Origin of the sequence: Variovorax sp. LjRoot290 (genome assembly GCF_964253985.1) — a bacterium.
Lineage (GTDB): Bacteria > Pseudomonadota > Gammaproteobacteria > Burkholderiales > Burkholderiaceae_C > Variovorax.
In genome coordinates, this window is the sequence record NZ_CAXURW020000001.1 from 5,698,744 (window position 1) to 5,712,015 (window position 13,272).

Annotated in this window: 15 protein-coding genes; 8 read left to right on the forward strand and 7 right to left on the reverse strand. The window is 69.2% G+C overall.

The annotated features are described in order from the left end of the window. The first annotated feature begins 14 nt into the window (after positions 1 to 14). Genes ACSQ9A_RS28130 through ACSQ9A_RS28140 form a run of 3 tightly spaced genes read left to right on the forward strand, consistent with a single transcriptional unit; the run spans position 15 to position 3,134 of the window. Positions 15 to 1,385 (forward strand): MmgE/PrpD family protein, encoded by a 1,371-nt coding sequence (locus ACSQ9A_RS28130; protein ID WP_436306113.1) that lies wholly within the window; start codon positions 15 to 17, stop codon positions 1,383 to 1,385. A 58-nt stretch (positions 1,386 to 1,443) separates the two neighbouring features. Then, complete coding sequence (locus ACSQ9A_RS28135; protein WP_436306114.1) at positions 1,444 to 2,319, forward strand: metal-dependent hydrolase; 876 nt, start codon at positions 1,444 to 1,446, stop codon at positions 2,317 to 2,319. After that, positions 2,319 to 3,134, forward strand: a complete 816-nt coding sequence (locus tag ACSQ9A_RS28140; protein ID WP_436306115.1) for an ABC transporter substrate-binding protein — start codon at positions 2,319 to 2,321, stop codon at positions 3,132 to 3,134. The genes ACSQ9A_RS28135 and ACSQ9A_RS28140 overlap by 1 nt, the downstream gene beginning before the upstream one ends. Here ACSQ9A_RS28140 and ACSQ9A_RS28145 read toward each other — a convergent pair. The 7 genes from ACSQ9A_RS28145 to phnG all read right to left on the reverse strand — a co-directional run bounded on the left by ACSQ9A_RS28145 (position 3,131) and on the right by phnG (position 9,038). Continuing rightward, entirely contained in the window at positions 3,131 to 4,279 is a 1,149-nt protein-coding gene (locus ACSQ9A_RS28145; protein ID WP_436306116.1) for an alpha-D-ribose 1-methylphosphonate 5-triphosphate diphosphatase, read from the reverse strand. The two genes, ACSQ9A_RS28140 and ACSQ9A_RS28145, sit on opposite strands and share 4 nt — an antisense overlap. After that, positions 4,276 to 4,992, reverse strand: coding sequence for a phosphonate C-P lyase system protein PhnL (gene phnL / locus ACSQ9A_RS28150; protein ID WP_436306117.1), 717 nt, complete (start codon positions 4,990 to 4,992; stop codon positions 4,276 to 4,278). Before phnL ends, ACSQ9A_RS28145 begins: the two co-directional genes overlap by 4 nt. After that, complete coding sequence (gene phnK / locus ACSQ9A_RS28155) at positions 4,989 to 5,771, reverse strand: phosphonate C-P lyase system protein PhnK (RefSeq protein WP_436306118.1); 783 nt, start codon at positions 5,769 to 5,771, stop codon at positions 4,989 to 4,991. The genes phnL and phnK overlap by 4 nt, the downstream gene beginning before the upstream one ends. Then, positions 5,768 to 6,643 carry an alpha-D-ribose 1-methylphosphonate 5-phosphate C-P-lyase PhnJ gene (locus ACSQ9A_RS28160; protein ID WP_436306119.1) on the reverse strand — a complete coding sequence of 292 codons (876 nt, stop codon included), beginning with the start codon at positions 6,641 to 6,643 and terminating at the stop codon, positions 5,768 to 5,770. The genes phnK and ACSQ9A_RS28160 overlap by 4 nt, the downstream gene beginning before the upstream one ends. Before the next feature lie 91 nt (positions 6,644 to 6,734). Further along, positions 6,735 to 7,829: a carbon-phosphorus lyase complex subunit PhnI gene (locus ACSQ9A_RS28165; protein WP_436306120.1), complete on the reverse strand. Its 1,095-nt coding sequence runs from the start codon at positions 7,827 to 7,829 to the stop codon at positions 6,735 to 6,737. Between the two features lie 2 nt (positions 7,830 to 7,831). After that, on the reverse strand, positions 7,832 to 8,464 hold the full coding sequence (gene phnH, locus ACSQ9A_RS28170) for a phosphonate C-P lyase system protein PhnH (RefSeq protein ID WP_436306121.1): 633 nt from the start codon (positions 8,462 to 8,464) through the stop codon (positions 7,832 to 7,834). Between the two features lie 58 nt (positions 8,465 to 8,522). Further along, complete coding sequence (gene phnG / locus ACSQ9A_RS28175; RefSeq protein WP_436306122.1) at positions 8,523 to 9,038, reverse strand: phosphonate C-P lyase system protein PhnG; 516 nt, start codon at positions 9,036 to 9,038, stop codon at positions 8,523 to 8,525. A gap of 77 nt (positions 9,039 to 9,115) precedes the next feature. Here phnG and phnF point away from each other — a divergent pair, with 77 nt between their 5' ends. The 5 genes from phnF (at position 9,116) to ACSQ9A_RS28200 (ending at position 13,272) form a co-directional block, all read left to right on the forward strand. Beyond that, positions 9,116 to 9,871: a phosphonate metabolism transcriptional regulator PhnF gene (gene phnF, locus ACSQ9A_RS28180; protein ID WP_436306123.1), complete on the forward strand. Its 756-nt coding sequence runs from the start codon at positions 9,116 to 9,118 to the stop codon at positions 9,869 to 9,871. After that, positions 9,861 to 10,568, forward strand: a complete 708-nt coding sequence (locus ACSQ9A_RS28185) for a DUF1045 domain-containing protein (RefSeq protein ID WP_436306124.1) — start codon at positions 9,861 to 9,863, stop codon at positions 10,566 to 10,568. The genes phnF and ACSQ9A_RS28185 overlap by 11 nt, the downstream gene beginning before the upstream one ends. After that, positions 10,565 to 11,113, forward strand: coding sequence for a phosphonate metabolism protein/1,5-bisphosphokinase (PRPP-forming) PhnN (gene phnN / locus ACSQ9A_RS28190; protein WP_436306125.1), 549 nt, complete (start codon positions 10,565 to 10,567; stop codon positions 11,111 to 11,113). The genes ACSQ9A_RS28185 and phnN overlap by 4 nt, the downstream gene beginning before the upstream one ends. Positions 11,114 to 11,425: 312 nt before the next feature. Next, positions 11,426 to 12,298 carry an amidohydrolase family protein gene (locus ACSQ9A_RS28195; RefSeq protein WP_436306126.1) on the forward strand — a complete coding sequence of 291 codons (873 nt, stop codon included), beginning with the start codon at positions 11,426 to 11,428 and terminating at the stop codon, positions 12,296 to 12,298. A 53-nt stretch (positions 12,299 to 12,351) separates the two neighbouring features. Next, positions 12,352 to 13,272, forward strand: coding sequence for a LysR substrate-binding domain-containing protein (locus ACSQ9A_RS28200; protein WP_436306127.1), 921 nt, complete (start codon positions 12,352 to 12,354; stop codon positions 13,270 to 13,272).

Consider the following 13,272-nt stretch of genomic DNA (forward strand, 5'->3'; position numbering starts at 1 on the left):
AAGACATTTCACCCATGGCCCGCAATACCCAGGTCGCCGCCGACCACAACGCCCCGCCCGTCACGCGCATCCTCGCCGAGTACGTGGCCAACCATCCATCGCGCGGCTGGAGCGACGCGGTGGACCACGAGGCGCACCGCACCTTCCTCAACTGGTTCGGCTGCGCCGTCGGCGCGGCGCGCCACGAAGCCGTCGAAGCCGCGCTGGCCGCGGTGCAGATGCTGCAGCCCGCTGCCCAGGCCACCGTGCTCGGCCGCGCCGAGAAGGTCGACATCGCAAGCGCCGCGTTGCTCAACGGCATCAGCTCGCACACCTTCGATTTCGACGACACGCACCTGAAGACCATCATCCACCCGGCCGGCCCGGTGGCCTCTGCGGTGCTGGCGCTTGCCGAGCACACCGGCGCGAGCGGCCGCACGGTGCTCGACGCGCTGGTGCTCGGCATCGACGTCGCCTGCCGCCTGGGCAACACGGTCTACCCCGAGCACTACGACCGCGGCTGGCACATCACCGGCACCACCGGCATGCTGGGCGCTGCGGCGGGCTGTGCTCGTCTGCTGGGCCTCGATGCGGAGAAGACCGCCATGGCACTCGGCATCGCCGCCTCGCAACCGGTCGGCCTGCGCGAGCAGTTCGGCACCATGACCAAGCCCTTCCATCCCGGCGGCGCAGCGCGCGCCGGCCTGATGGCCGCGCTGATGGCGAAGCACGGCTACACGGCGAGCCCGAAGGCGATCGAAGCGCCGCGCGGCTGGGCGCAGGTGGTGTCGACCAAGTGCGCATGGAATGAAGTCACGGACGAACTGGGCGAACGCTTCGAGATCTCCTTCAACAGCTACAAGCCCTTTGCCTGCGGCATCGTGATCCATCCGAGCATCGACGCCTGCGTGCAGCTGCGCGAGCGCGGCATCGCGCCGGAGCAGATCGAGCGCATCGAGCTCAAGGTCCACTCGCTGGTGCTCGAACTCACCGGCAAGAAGGAGCCGGCCGACGGCCTGCAGGGCAAGTTCAGCGTCTATCACGGGTGTGCGGCGGGCCTGCTGTTCGGGCGCGCGGCCGAGGAAGAGTTCGCGGACGCCATCGTGACGCGCCCCGACGTGGTCGCGCTGCGCCGCAAGGTGGTCGCGACGGTGGACGACAAGATCGACGAGGCGAGCGCCGACGTGACCGCGGTGCTCACCGATGGCCGGCGCGAGCACGTGTTCGTCGAACACGCGATCGGCTCGCTGCAGCGGCCGATGAGCGACGAGGACCTGGCGCGCAAGTTCCACGGTCTGGCCGATGCGGTCGTCGGCGCGCAGCGCAGCTCGACGCTGCTGGCCGGATGCTGGGCGCTGGGCGAGGCAGGAGACGTTCGCACGCTCACGGCCCTGGCGCGCCCCTAGGCCGCTCGTGGCGTGGACCGGTAGTTCATTCGTCAAAGAAAGAAAGAGAGAGAAGCACATGAAAAGATTCGTTTCCCTTCTTCTGGCTACCGCGTTCGCAGCCGGCCTCGCCGGGTGCGCGGGCACCTCCACGCAGGCGCCGCCGGCGCTGCAGCCCACGGCACCGGGCAGCATCGCCTCCGGCAAGGCGGAAGTCCTCTGGCTCGGGCAGTCCACCATGCGCATCACCACGCCCGGCGGCAAGGTCCTCGTGGTCGACCCCTGGCTCATCACCAACCCGAAGACACCGCCCCCATACAAGCAGTTGAACGCGCTGGGCAAGGTCGACCTGATCCTCGTGACGCATGCCCACGCCGACCATTTCGCCGATGCCCCCGCGCTGGCCAGGATGCACAACGCGCCCGTCTACAACGCGGGCGGCATGGGCCAGAGCATCATCACCCTCGGCATCTTGCCTGCGGCGCTGGTGCAACGCTTCGGCAAAGGCGGCACCGTCGCGCCATTCGGCGCCACGGGCCCGAAGATCACGGCGGTCCACGCCGAGCACGCCTCCGAGCTGGCGTGGAAGAACCCCGCCACCGACAAGGACGAGACGCACTACGGCGGCGAGCCGGTGGGCTACATCATCGAACTGGAGAACGGCTTCAAGATCTGGCACATGGGCGATACCGGCCTGTTCGGCGACATGCGGCTGATCGGCGAGACCTACAAGCCCGACCTCGTGCTGATCCCGATCGGCGGCCACTTCACCATGGGACCGCAGGATGCCGCCACGGCGGTGCGCGACATGATCAAGCCGAAGTACGCGATCCCCATGCACTACGGCACGTCCCCTTTGCTTCGCGGCACGCCCGCCGAGTTCTCTTCCGCGCTCGGCGCCGCGTCCGCCACCCGCGTGCTGGTGCCGGAGCCGGGCCAGAAGGTCGACTTCTGATGGCCGCCACGCGCCGCGCCTTCTGTGCCGCGAGCGCGCTGGTGCTGGCCGGCTGCGCCGGCACCCGGTCCAACCCGTCAGCGGGCGCCATCGCGCAGCTCGGCGCCACCGGCAAGCTGCGCGCCGCCATCAATTTCGGCAACCCGATCCTGGCCAGCCGCGGCCCGGGCGGCGAGCCGCGCGGCGTGTCGGTGGACCTTGCGCGCGAGGCGGCACGCCGTCTCGGGCTGGCCGTCGAGCTGGTGCAGTTCAACTCCGCCGGCAACGTCGTGGAAGCCATGAAGGCGCAACAGGTCGACCTGGCCTTCGTGGCGATCGACCCGGTGCGCGCAGCGGACATGGAATACACCGCGCCCTACGTGATCATCGAAGGCGCCTACCTGGTGCGCAACGGCTCGCCGCTGCAAGGCAACGCGGAGGTCGACCGCACGGGCACCCGCGTCGTGGTGGGCCGCGGCAGCGCCTACGACCTGTTCCTCACGCGCGAGCTGAAGACCGCCACGCTGGTGCGCGCACCGACCTCGCCAGCAGTCACCGACATGTTCCTGGCGCAGAACCTCGAAGTGGCCGCGGGCGTGAAGCAGCAGCTGGAAGCGGACGCCAAGCGCGTGGGTGGCGTGCGCCTGCTGCCCGGGCGTTTCATGGTCATCGAGCAGGCCATGGGCGTGCCGAAGGGCCGGACCGCCGCCCAGGCCTGGCTCAGCGGCTTCATCGAGGAGATGAAGGCCTCCGGCTTCGTTGCGGACGCGCTGGAGCGGCATGGCATCGAAGGTGCCGCCGTGGCGCCGCGAAGCAGCGCGGCGAATCGCACCTAAAGCACGCGGCGCCCTTCGCGCCACACGCCGCGCACCACCGCGTGCCGCGAGCCATCCGCCAGCTCGGCCATGCGCACCTGCACCAGGTCGGCACGCAGGCCGGGCTCGATCGCGCCGCGGTCGTGCAGGCCGGTGGCCTTGGCCGGTGCGCGGGTGACGGTGGCCACCGCCTGCGGCAGCGTGAGGATCTCGTCCTCCACCAGCCGCATCACGGCACCGAGCAGGCTGCTCGGCACGTAGTCGGAGGAGAGGATGTCGAGCAGGCCGTGGCGCGCCAGCTCGGCCGCCGCCACGTTGCCCGAATGCGAGCCGCCGCGAACGACGTTGGGCCCGCCCATCACGGTGGAGAGCCCGCGCTCGCGCGCCGCGCCCGCGGCGGCCAGCGTGGTCGGAAACTCGGACATGCTCGCGCCTTCGGCATGGGCCTGTTCGACGTGCGCGACGGTGGTGTCGTCGTGGCTCGCGAGCGCGATGCCGTGCGCGCGGCAGTAGTCGACGAAGTGGCGGCGGTGCGGCTCGGCGTACTGGGCCTGCAACGTGGCGGCATGCGCGACCTGGCGCTCGAACTTCTCGGTGCTCCAGCCCTTCTTGCCGGTGTAGTAGATGCGCGCGACCTCGAGGTTTTCCCACTGGCGCTGGCCCGGCGTGTGGTCCATCAGCGAGATCAGCGACACGCGCGGATGGCCATGGAAGGGCTCGAAGAGCTCGATGGTGTTGGGCGCCGGCAGTTCGCAGCGCACGTGCAGGTGGTGGTCGGCGCGCAGCAGGTCCTGGGCGGTGCAGTTGTCGAGCGTTGCCAGCGTCTTGGTCCAGGTGCTGCCGCGCAGGCTTTCGGTGTCGGACTCGCCGACGCCGAGCGCATCGAACACGGTGGTGATGCCTGCGGCCGCCACCTCGGCATCGTGCGCCAGGAGGGCCGGCAGCTCGGCCCATTGCACCTTGGGGCGCGGCATCAGGTGGCGCTCGAAGTTGTCGGTATGGACCTCGACCAGGCCGGGCAGCAGGTAGTCGTCCTCGAGGTCGATGGTGGCCACGCCCGTATCGCCGTTGTGCAGCGCCGCGATGCAGCCGTCCGCGACCGAGAGGCTGCCGCGCACCACCTCGCCGGGCAGGACCATGCGCGCGTTCTTGAAGACGGTGTTCATGCGGGACTCCTGAAGTCGGCGACGTTGACACGGCGTGTCGCCACGGCGGCGCCGACCTCCGCATCATGGAAGATGCCGACCATCGCGGCGCCGCGCGCTGCCGCCTCGCGGATCAGTTCGATCACGGTGCGCGTGTTGGCCGCATCGAGCGAAGCGGTCGGTTCGTCCAGCAGCAGCAGCGGCTTGGGCTTGATCATGTTGCGTGCGATGTTGATGCGCTGCTGCTCGCCGCCCGAGAAGGTGGCGGGCGGCAGATGCCACAGGCGTTCGGGAATGGAAAGGCGCGTGAGCCACTTGCGCGCTTCCTCGCGCGCGGCTTCGAGGGCGGTGGGGTCGTCGCCCGCATCCTCGGCCAGCGGCTCGGCCACGACGTCGAGCGCCGGCACGCGCGGGATCACGCGCAGGAACTGACTCACGTAGCCGATGGTGTCGCGGCGCAGGCGCACCAGCTCCCGCGGATCGGCCTCGGTCACCTCGACCGGCGCACCGCCCGGCGGCTGCACCGTGATGCGGCCTGCGCTGGCGCGGTAGTTGGCATGGATGAGCTTGAGCAGCGTGCTCTTGCCCAGGCCCGAGGCGCCGTCGAGCACCACGCATTCGCCGGCCGAGACGCTGAGCTCGAGGCCCTCGAACACCGAGAGCTCGAGATGGTTCTGTTGATGGAGGGTGAAGCGCTTGGCCACCCCGCGCAGTTGAAGAAGGGGCGCGGTCATGGTTGCAGTACCGAGGAAACGAGAAGCTGGGTGTAGGGATGCTGCGGGTCGTCCAGCACCTGGTCGGTGAGGCCGGCTTCGACCACGCGGCCCTTCTGCATCACCATCATGCGGTGCGCGAGCAGCCGGGCCACCGCGAGGTCGTGCGTGACCACAATGGCGGCGAGCTGCATCTGGCGCGTGAGCTGGCGCAGCAGGTCGAGCAGGCGGGCCTGCACCGAGACGTCGAGGCCGGAGGTCGGCTCGTCCATGAACACCAGGCGCGGCCGGGTGACCAGGTTGCGCGCGATCTGCAGGCGCTGGCGCATACCGCCGGAGAAGGTGCGCGGCGCATCGTCGATGCGCTGCGGATCGATCTCGACGCGCTGCAACCATTCCGATGCGGTAGCGCGCAGGCGCCCGTAGTGCCGCTCGCCGAGGCCCATCAGGCGCTCGCCGACGTTGGCGCCGGCCGAGACATCCATGCGCAGGCCGTCGGCCGCGTTCTGGTGCACGAAGCCCCAGTCGGTGCGCGCGAGCAGGCGCTGCTCGGCCTCGCTCATCGCAAAGACCTCCTGCAGGCCGCCGCTGCGCGTGTGGAACTGCACGCTGCCCTCGTCGGGCCGGCTGCGGGCCGCGACCGCATCGAGCAGCGTGGTCTTGCCGGAGCCCGACTCGCCGACCACGGCCAGCACTTCGCCGGGCCAGAGATCGAAGGAGGCGTCTTGCAGCGCGACGCGATCTCCGTAGCGCTTGCCGATGCCGCGCACGCGCAGCAGGGGGAGGGTGACGCTCTTCATTCGACCTCCTCCAATTGCTGTGCCGGCATCGCCGGACTCTGCGCTTGCTGCCGCGACTGGCAGTAGTCCGAGTCGGAGCACACATGCATGCGTGTGCCGCTGTCGTCGGTGATGACCTCGTCGAGGAAGCTGTCGGTGGCGCCGCACAGCGCGCAGGCTGCGTCCCAGCGCTGCACTTCGAAGGGATGGTCCTCGAAGCCCAGGCTTTCGACCGCGGTGTAGGGCGGCACGGCATAGATGCGCTTCTCGCGGCCGGCGCCGAAGAGCTGCAGCGCGGGGTTCATGTGCATCTTGGGGTTGTCGAACTTGGGGATGGGCGAGGGCGACATCACGTAGCGCTCGTTCACCAGCACCGGGTAGTCGTAGGTGGTCGCGATATGGCCGTAGCGCGCGATGTCCTCGTAGAGCTTGACGTGCATCAGGCCGTACTCGGCCAGCCCGTGCAGCGTGCGCGTGACAGTCTCGCGCGGTTCCAGGCGTTGCATGGGCTCGGGCACCGGCACCTGATAGACCAGCACCTGGCCTTCGGCCAAGGGCGCCTCGGGGATGCGGTGGCGGGTCTGGATCAGCGTGGCCTCCTGCGTGCGCGTGGTGGTCGCGACCCCGGTGGTGCGTTCGAAGAAGCGCCGGATGTTGACCGCGTTGACGGTGTCGTCGGAGCCCTGGTCGATGACCTTGAGCACGTCCTTCGGGCCGATCACCGCGGCCGTGACCTGGATGCCGCCGGTACCCCAGCCGTAGGGCAGCGGCATCTCGCGCGAGCCGAAGGGCACCTGGTAGCCGGGGATGGCCACGGCCTTGAGGATGGCGCGGCGGATCATGCGCTTGGTGCGCTCGTCGAGGTAGGCGAAGTTGATGTTCGTGTCTGTCATTGGGCAACCTCCCCCAGGCTTGTCACTTCGTGTACTTCGCGCACCCCCTCCTGAAGGAGGGGGCGAGCGCCTTCGGGCGGACGGGCGGCGCTCATTCGTCGTCTCCCTGTGCGGGCGCGCTGCGCATGCGGCGCACCAGTTCCAGTTCGGACTGGAAGTCCACGTAGTGCGGCAGCTTCAGGTGCTGCACGAAGCCGGAGGCTTCGAGGCTGTCGCTGTGCGAGAGCACGAACTCCTGCATCTGCGCCGGCGATTCGACCGCCTCGCCGAGCTCGTCGGCGCGCAAGGCACGGTCGACCAGGCTCATCGCCATCGCCTTGCGCTCGCTGTGGCCGAAGGCCAGCCCGTAGCCGCGCGTGAACTGCGGCGGCTCGGTCTTGCTGCCGGCGAACTGGTTGACCATTTCGCACTCGGTGATCTCCATGTCGCCGATCGAGATCGAAAAGCCCAGCTCCTCGGGCTCGATCTCGAGCGCGACGCTGCCGAAGCGGATCTCGCCGACGAAGGGATGGCTGTGCGAATAGCCGCGCTGGGTGGAGTAGGCCATCGCAAGCAGAAAGCCTTCGTCGCCGCGCGCGAGATTCTGCAGCCGCGTCGCACGATCGGCCGGAAAGCGCAGCGGCTCGCGCGTCAGGTCCACCGGGGCCGGATCGCCGGGGGGCACGGGGCGGGTCTCGATCAGGCTTTCGTGGTTGAGCAGGTCGACCACGCGCGGCGTGACGGCGGGTGTGTCGGCAGGCGCTGCTGCTGGGGCAGCCTGGCCTGTTGCGCCGCCGCCGCTCGCGAGCAGCGTGAAGTCGAGCAGGCGCTGCGTGTAGTCGTAGGTCGGGCCCAGCACCTGCCCGCCGGGCAGGTCCTTGAAGGTGGCGGAGATGCGGCGGTCGAGCTGCATGCGCGCGGTGTCCAGCGGCACGCTGGTGCCCAGGCGCGGCAGCGTGGCGCGGTAGGCGCGCAAGAGGAAGATGGCTTCGACCAGGTCGCCCGAGGCCTGCTTGATCGCGAGCGCGGCGAGCTCGGGGTCGTAGACCGAGCCCTCGGTCATCACGCGGTCGACCGCGAGCTTGAGCTGCTCGCGGATCTGCTGCACTGAGAGCTCCGGCGTGGCCGGGTCGCCGCGGCGCTGCTCGGCCAGCAGGCGCAAGCTGTGGAGGATGGCGGCTTCGCCACCCTTGACGGCAACGTACATGCTCAGTGCTCCAGCTCGATGTGGGTGGTGCGCGGCAGGCCGACGATCTGGTGCTCGGTGGCGAGGAACAGGTCGACGCCGCGCGGGAAGGCCGCCTGCTGCGCGGCGCGCTGGGCGATCAGCTTTTCGGCGCGCTCCTGCGGCAAGCCGTCGACGCACAAGCGCGTCTCTGTGCGGATGCCCGGCCCGCGCAGCGTCCATCCTTCGGCGTCGGCGCCGTCGGCCAGCGAGGGCACGTCCACCACGCAGGTGGCTGACTGGTCGGGGTAGGTGTCGCTGCCCTGCGCGAAGCGCTCGAGCGCGGGCGCTTCGTCGCCGCCGGCGATCCAGGCGAACTGGGCCTCACCCGGATCGTCGACGATCACGCAGCCGCAATGAAAGCGCAGCCAGGCCGCGGCATCGCTCTTGGCCAGCATCGGCGAGAGCCAGAGCTTGCAATCTGGATCGAGCAGCGCGAGCAGCAGCGCGGCCGAAGCCGCATGCCCGTGCCTGGGCACTTCGGCATCGTGCGGCAGGTCGACGATGCGGCCCGGGTGCGAGAGGGCCTCCAGCGCAGCGCGGAACACGGCCTGGCTGCCGAGCGCGAGATCCGAGAAACCCGCGCCGACCTTGGAGAGATCTGTGGTGCTGTTCATTGGGTAACCTCCGCGCTGTGCGCTGCGGTGCTATTCGACTTGGGAGCGGCCCGGCGTCTCATGCGTTCTCCTCTTCGTCTCCATCGGCACCGCCGGCTTCGCGCGCAACGGTGAAGAACTCGACCTTGCTGCCCTGCGCACGCGCATGGCGCTCGGCGCGCTCGCGGGCCAGGTGCTGGCGCACGGGCGCGAGCAGTTGCGCATCGAGCGCGTCCTGCTGCGCCGGGTCTTGCAGCAGCGCATCGGCCACCGCCGCCAGCTGCGCCTGCCGGTGCGAACGGCCCAGCACATAGGCGACGCCGACCGCCGCGCCTTCGTGCGCGACGCCATGCAGGCGCAGCGCACAGCGCGTGAGCGTGACCTCGCCGAGGTTGAAACGCTCGCCCGTGCCGCCGGCGCGGCCCTGGACCATCATGAGGCCCGTCTCGGGCGCGCGCAGCCACTGCGGCGTGCGCTGGGCGTGCTCGCCGAGCGCCGGCTCCAGCAGCGAGAGCGGCGCCCGCGCCAGCACGGCCATCCACTGCGCGCGGCTCGGCGGCCGGCTCGCAGGATGGTTGTCAAAGGCATGAAACATGTGGGTGTTAATCTGGGAAAGTTGTATAGACAAATCGAACAACTGGCGCCAGCTTAGGGCGCACGCATGTAGCTTTCATGACAGCCATCACGACTTCTCCCGACTCGCTTCCGGCGCGCACGGCGCGCGACAGTTTCTGGACCCGCATCGCGGCCGAGCTGGCCGAATCGATCGCCCGCGGCATCTACCCGCCGGGCGAGCGCCTGCCCTCGGAGCACGCGCTGGCCGAGCAGTTCGGCGTCAATCGCCACACCATCCGCCGTTCGCTCGCCAGCCTGAGCAGCCAGGGCCTGCTGCGCGTGACGCAGGGCAGCGGCACCTACGTGGAGGAGTTCGCGGTCGACCTGGTGCTGGCCAAGCGCACGCGTCATCACCAGAGCATGGCGCTGGCAGGCATGCGCGGCGCCTTGCGCGTGCTCGCGTCGAGCACCGTGCGTGCCACGGCCGCGCAGGCACGCGCGCTGCAGGTGCCCGCGCGCAGCACGCTGCTGCGGCTGCAGGTGCTGGGCGAGGCCGAGCAGCAGCCGCTGCACATCAGCGAGCGCTTCTTTCCGCTGCCGCGTTTTGAGCAGCTCGAAGCGGTGGTGCGCGAGACCGGCTCCATCACCGCGGCCTTTGCCGCACATGGCATCGACGACTACACGCGGCATGAGAGCCGCATCACGGCGCAGATGCCCGAGGCCGAGGTGGCGGCCCAGCTGCGGCAGCCGGCCGCGCGGCCGGTGCTCTTCGTCGAGAGCGTCAACGTGGACACCGCGGACGTGCCCATCGAGTTCGCGCGGACCTGGTTTGCGGGCGATCGCGTCACGCTCACGGTGACGCATGACGAGTGATCCCGTGCATCGCTACGCCGTCTACTTCGCGCCCCGCGCCGACAGCGCCTGGTGGCGCGCCGGCAGGCGCTGGCTCGGGCGCTGCGCCTCGCGGCTCGAGCCGTTGCCGCAGGCACCGCTGCCCGGCGTGCCCGCGCCCGAACTGCATCGGCTGACGAAGGCGCCGCGGCGCTATGGCTGGCATGCGACGCTCAAGGCGCCTTTCGCGTTGGCGCCGGGCGTCGACGTCAAGAGGCTGCGCGCCGGCCTGCGCGGCCTCTGCGAGGACTTCGAGCCCTTCACGATGCCCGCATTGAAGGTCGCGATGCTCGACGATTTTCTGGCGCTGGTGCCGGAGGTCGGCAGCCGCGCGATCGACGAAGTGGCCGCAGCCTGCGTCACGCGCCTGCACGCACTGGCCGCGCCGTTGACGCCGTTCGAGATCGAACGCCGCCGCGCAGGCGGCCTCACGCGAGAAGAAGACGCGCTGCTGCTGCGCTGGGGCTATCCCTTCGTGCTGGAGCGCTTCCGCTTCCATCTCTCGCTCACGGGAACGCTCCGCGACGCGGCGCCTTCGATCGTCCCCGCGCTGGCGGATGCGGCGCGCCACGCCTTCGGTGCCTTGCCCGCCTGCCGATTCGACACCATCTCCCTGTTCGCCGAACCCAAGCCCGGTGCCGACTTCGTGCTGGTAGAACAGATGGAGCTTGGCGCATGAAGGGGCGGCTGGTCTATGTGATGGGGCCTTCCGGCGCCGGCAAGGACAGCCTGCTGGCCTGGCTCAAGGACCATCTTCCGCCGCACATGCCGGTGCACCTGGCGCGCCGCACGATCACGCGGCCGCCCAAGGCCGACGACGAGCAGCACCACAGCGTGAGCGCGCACGCCTTCGAGCAACTCAGCGACGCGCAGGCCTTCGCGTTCCACTGGCAGGCCAACGGCCTGCACTACGGCGTGCGCCACGACGAGCTCTCGCCCCTGCACCTGGGCAAGTGGGTGATCGTGAACGGATCGCGCGCCTACCTGCCGCAGGCGCTGTCGAGGTTTCCGCATCTGACTGTTGTGCACGTCACCGCCAGCATCGACGTGCTGCGCCAGCGCCTGCTGGCGCGCGGGCGCGAGACGCCGGAGATGGTCGACGCCCGCGTGCGGCGTGCCTTGGCGTTCAAGCCGCCGGCGCATGCCATCGAGGTCCGCAACGACGGCGCGCTGGCCGAGGCGGGTGCGCAGCTGCTGCACGCCTTCGAGCGGCTGGCACGCTGAGGCTCACAAAGACGACGACCGCCGGCGCCAAGCCCGCCGATGTGCTGCTGGACCTCCACTGCCCCTCGCGCGCTGCGTTTCAGATCGTGGGCAATAAGTGGGCGCTCCTGATCGAGACCGCGCTGGTGAGGGGACCGCTGGGCCCGAGGAGCACCACCAGGACCTGGCGGATGCGCGTGCAGCTTTCGACTAGCGTTCACCGTCGCCATCATGGCTTGCTTAGTGCGCCGGTACAGCCATGCCGAAACTTGCTAGCTGCTAGCGCATTTTTGGGCTCGTTCGTCGCGAGGAATCCGCGCAAGATGGACAGCTATGGACAAGAACTGGCTCTGCTTTCATCCTGCCCCCTCGAAGCCGCACTTCACAACACCGCCCGGTGCGGTGGATGCACACTGCCACGTCTTCGGCCCGGGCGCGGTGTTCCCCTACGCGCCGGAGCGCAAATACACGCCCTGCGATGCCTCGAAGGACCAGCTCTTCGCACTGCGCGATCTCCTGGGCTTCGAGCGCAACGTGATCGTGCAGGCGAGCTGTCATGGCAACGACAACCGTGCGTTGATCGATGCCATTGCGCATTCGAACGGACGCGCACGCGGCGTGGCCTCGGTCGCGCCGAGCGTGAACGACGCCGAGCTTCGCCTTCTGCACGAAGCCGGGGTGCGCGGCGTGCGCTTCAACTTTCTCAAGCGGCTCGCCGACTTCACGCCGCGCGAGGTGCTGATGAACATCGCCGAGCGCATCGCGCCGCTGGGCTGGCACGTGGTCGTGTATTTCGAAGCGCCGGATCTGCCCGAGCTGTGGGATTTCTTCACTCGCCTGCCGACGACCGTGGTGGTCGACCACATGGGCCGGCCCGACGTCGGCCAGCCGATCGACGGGCCGCAGTTCGAGCGCTTCGTGCGACTGTTGCGCGAGCATCCGAATGTCTGGTCGAAGGTGAGCTGTCCGGAGCGCCTGTCTGTCTCCGGTCCACCGGCCTACGATGACGTCGTTCCTTTTGCGCGGCGCCTGGTCGAGGAGTTCCCGGACCGCGTACTGTGGGGTACCGACTGGCCGCATCCCAATCTCAAGACGCACATGCCCGATGACGGCACGCTGGTCGACATGATTCCCCGCATCGCGCGGACGGCGGAGCTTCAGCGCAAACTGCTGGTGGACAACCCGATGCGGCTGTACTGGGCCTGAGGCCGGCGGGGAGCTCGTCGGGGGTAGTCCCGGGCGAGCCTAGACTACCCTCCATGGACCTCAAGCAGCTGGAGTACTTCGTTCACGTCGCAGAGCTGGGGAGTTTCACCCGGGCTTCGATCGTGATCGATGTCGCACAGCCCGCGCTCAGCCGGCAGGTGCGCCAGCTCGAAGTGGAGCTGAGACAGAATCTTCTGACGCGCAATGGCCGAGGCGTCATCGTCACGGATGCAGGCAAGCTGCTGCTGGAACACGCCAGAGGCATCCTGCATCAGATCGAACGCGCCAAGGAGGACCTCGGGCTGTTGCGCGGCGCGCTGGCCGGCCGCGTCGCTGTGGGTTTGCCGCCCAGCATTTCGAAGCGCATCGCCGTGCCCTTGACCCGCGCCTTCCGTCAGCAACTTCCCGACGCCAGCCTCTCCATCACCGAGGCGCTTTCAAGCGCCATGCAGGAATCGGTGACCGCAGGCCGCCTCGACCTGGCGCTGCTCTACAACCCTGCGCCTTCCGCGGAGATCGACAGCGTTGTCATCCTGGAAGAGGACCTGTACCTGGTCGGCCCGGCGCAGCCCGCCGGCGAACCGGATGAAGAAGTTTCGATGCGAGAGCTGGCTTCGAAGCCGCTGGTGATCCCGACCAAGCCGAACTCCATTCGCATGCTGGTCGAAGCGGAAATGGCGAATATCGGATGCCGTCCGACCATCGCGATGGAGATCGACGGTGTGGCCGCCATCCTGGATCTGGTGATCGACGGTGTGGGACTGGCTGTCTTGTCCTCGAACGCGGTTCTCACTGCGCCTCGCCCCGAGGCCTTTGCGATGCGCCGGATCGTGGATCCTCCGCTGCGCAGCCGGCTGGCCCTTGCGCTCAGTTCTCAAAGGCCGACCACCCTCACCCAGCAGGCCGTCCTCAAGTTGATCCAGGAGGTGGTGAGCCAGACGATGAGCGGCTCACCGTCACACGCAAAGACTTGA

Bases quoted from the DNA above. Each gene is read 5' to 3' on its own strand.
- ACSQ9A_RS28130 (WP_436306113.1), top strand. From the start codon at position 15: ATGGCCCGCAATACCCAGGTCGCCGCCGACCACAACGCCCCGCCCGTC.
- ACSQ9A_RS28135 (WP_436306114.1), top strand. From the start codon at position 1,444: ATGAAAAGATTCGTTTCCCTTCTTCTGGCTACCGCGTTCGCAGCCGGC.
- ACSQ9A_RS28140 (WP_436306115.1), top strand. From the start codon at position 2,319: ATGGCCGCCACGCGCCGCGCCTTCTGTGCCGCGAGCGCGCTGGTGCTG.
- ACSQ9A_RS28145 (WP_436306116.1), bottom strand. From the start codon at position 4,279: ATGAACACCGTCTTCAAGAACGCGCGCATGGTCCTGCCCGGCGAGGTG.
- phnL (WP_436306117.1), bottom strand. From the start codon at position 4,992: ATGACCGCGCCCCTTCTTCAACTGCGCGGGGTGGCCAAGCGCTTCACC.
- phnK (WP_436306118.1), bottom strand. From the start codon at position 5,771: ATGAAGAGCGTCACCCTCCCCCTGCTGCGCGTGCGCGGCATCGGCAAG.
- ACSQ9A_RS28160 (WP_436306119.1), bottom strand. From the start codon at position 6,643: ATGACAGACACGAACATCAACTTCGCCTACCTCGACGAGCGCACCAAG.
- ACSQ9A_RS28165 (WP_436306120.1), bottom strand. From the start codon at position 7,829: ATGTACGTTGCCGTCAAGGGTGGCGAAGCCGCCATCCTCCACAGCTTG.
- phnH (WP_436306121.1), bottom strand. From the start codon at position 8,464: ATGAACAGCACCACAGATCTCTCCAAGGTCGGCGCGGGTTTCTCGGAT.
- phnG (WP_436306122.1), bottom strand. From the start codon at position 9,038: ATGTTTCATGCCTTTGACAACCATCCTGCGAGCCGGCCGCCGAGCCGC.
- phnF (WP_436306123.1), top strand. From the start codon at position 9,116: ATGACAGCCATCACGACTTCTCCCGACTCGCTTCCGGCGCGCACGGCG.
- ACSQ9A_RS28185 (WP_436306124.1), top strand. From the start codon at position 9,861: ATGACGAGTGATCCCGTGCATCGCTACGCCGTCTACTTCGCGCCCCGC.
- phnN (WP_436306125.1), top strand. From the start codon at position 10,565: ATGAAGGGGCGGCTGGTCTATGTGATGGGGCCTTCCGGCGCCGGCAAG.
- ACSQ9A_RS28195 (WP_436306126.1), top strand. From the start codon at position 11,426: ATGGACAAGAACTGGCTCTGCTTTCATCCTGCCCCCTCGAAGCCGCAC.
- ACSQ9A_RS28200 (WP_436306127.1), top strand. From the start codon at position 12,352: ATGGACCTCAAGCAGCTGGAGTACTTCGTTCACGTCGCAGAGCTGGGG.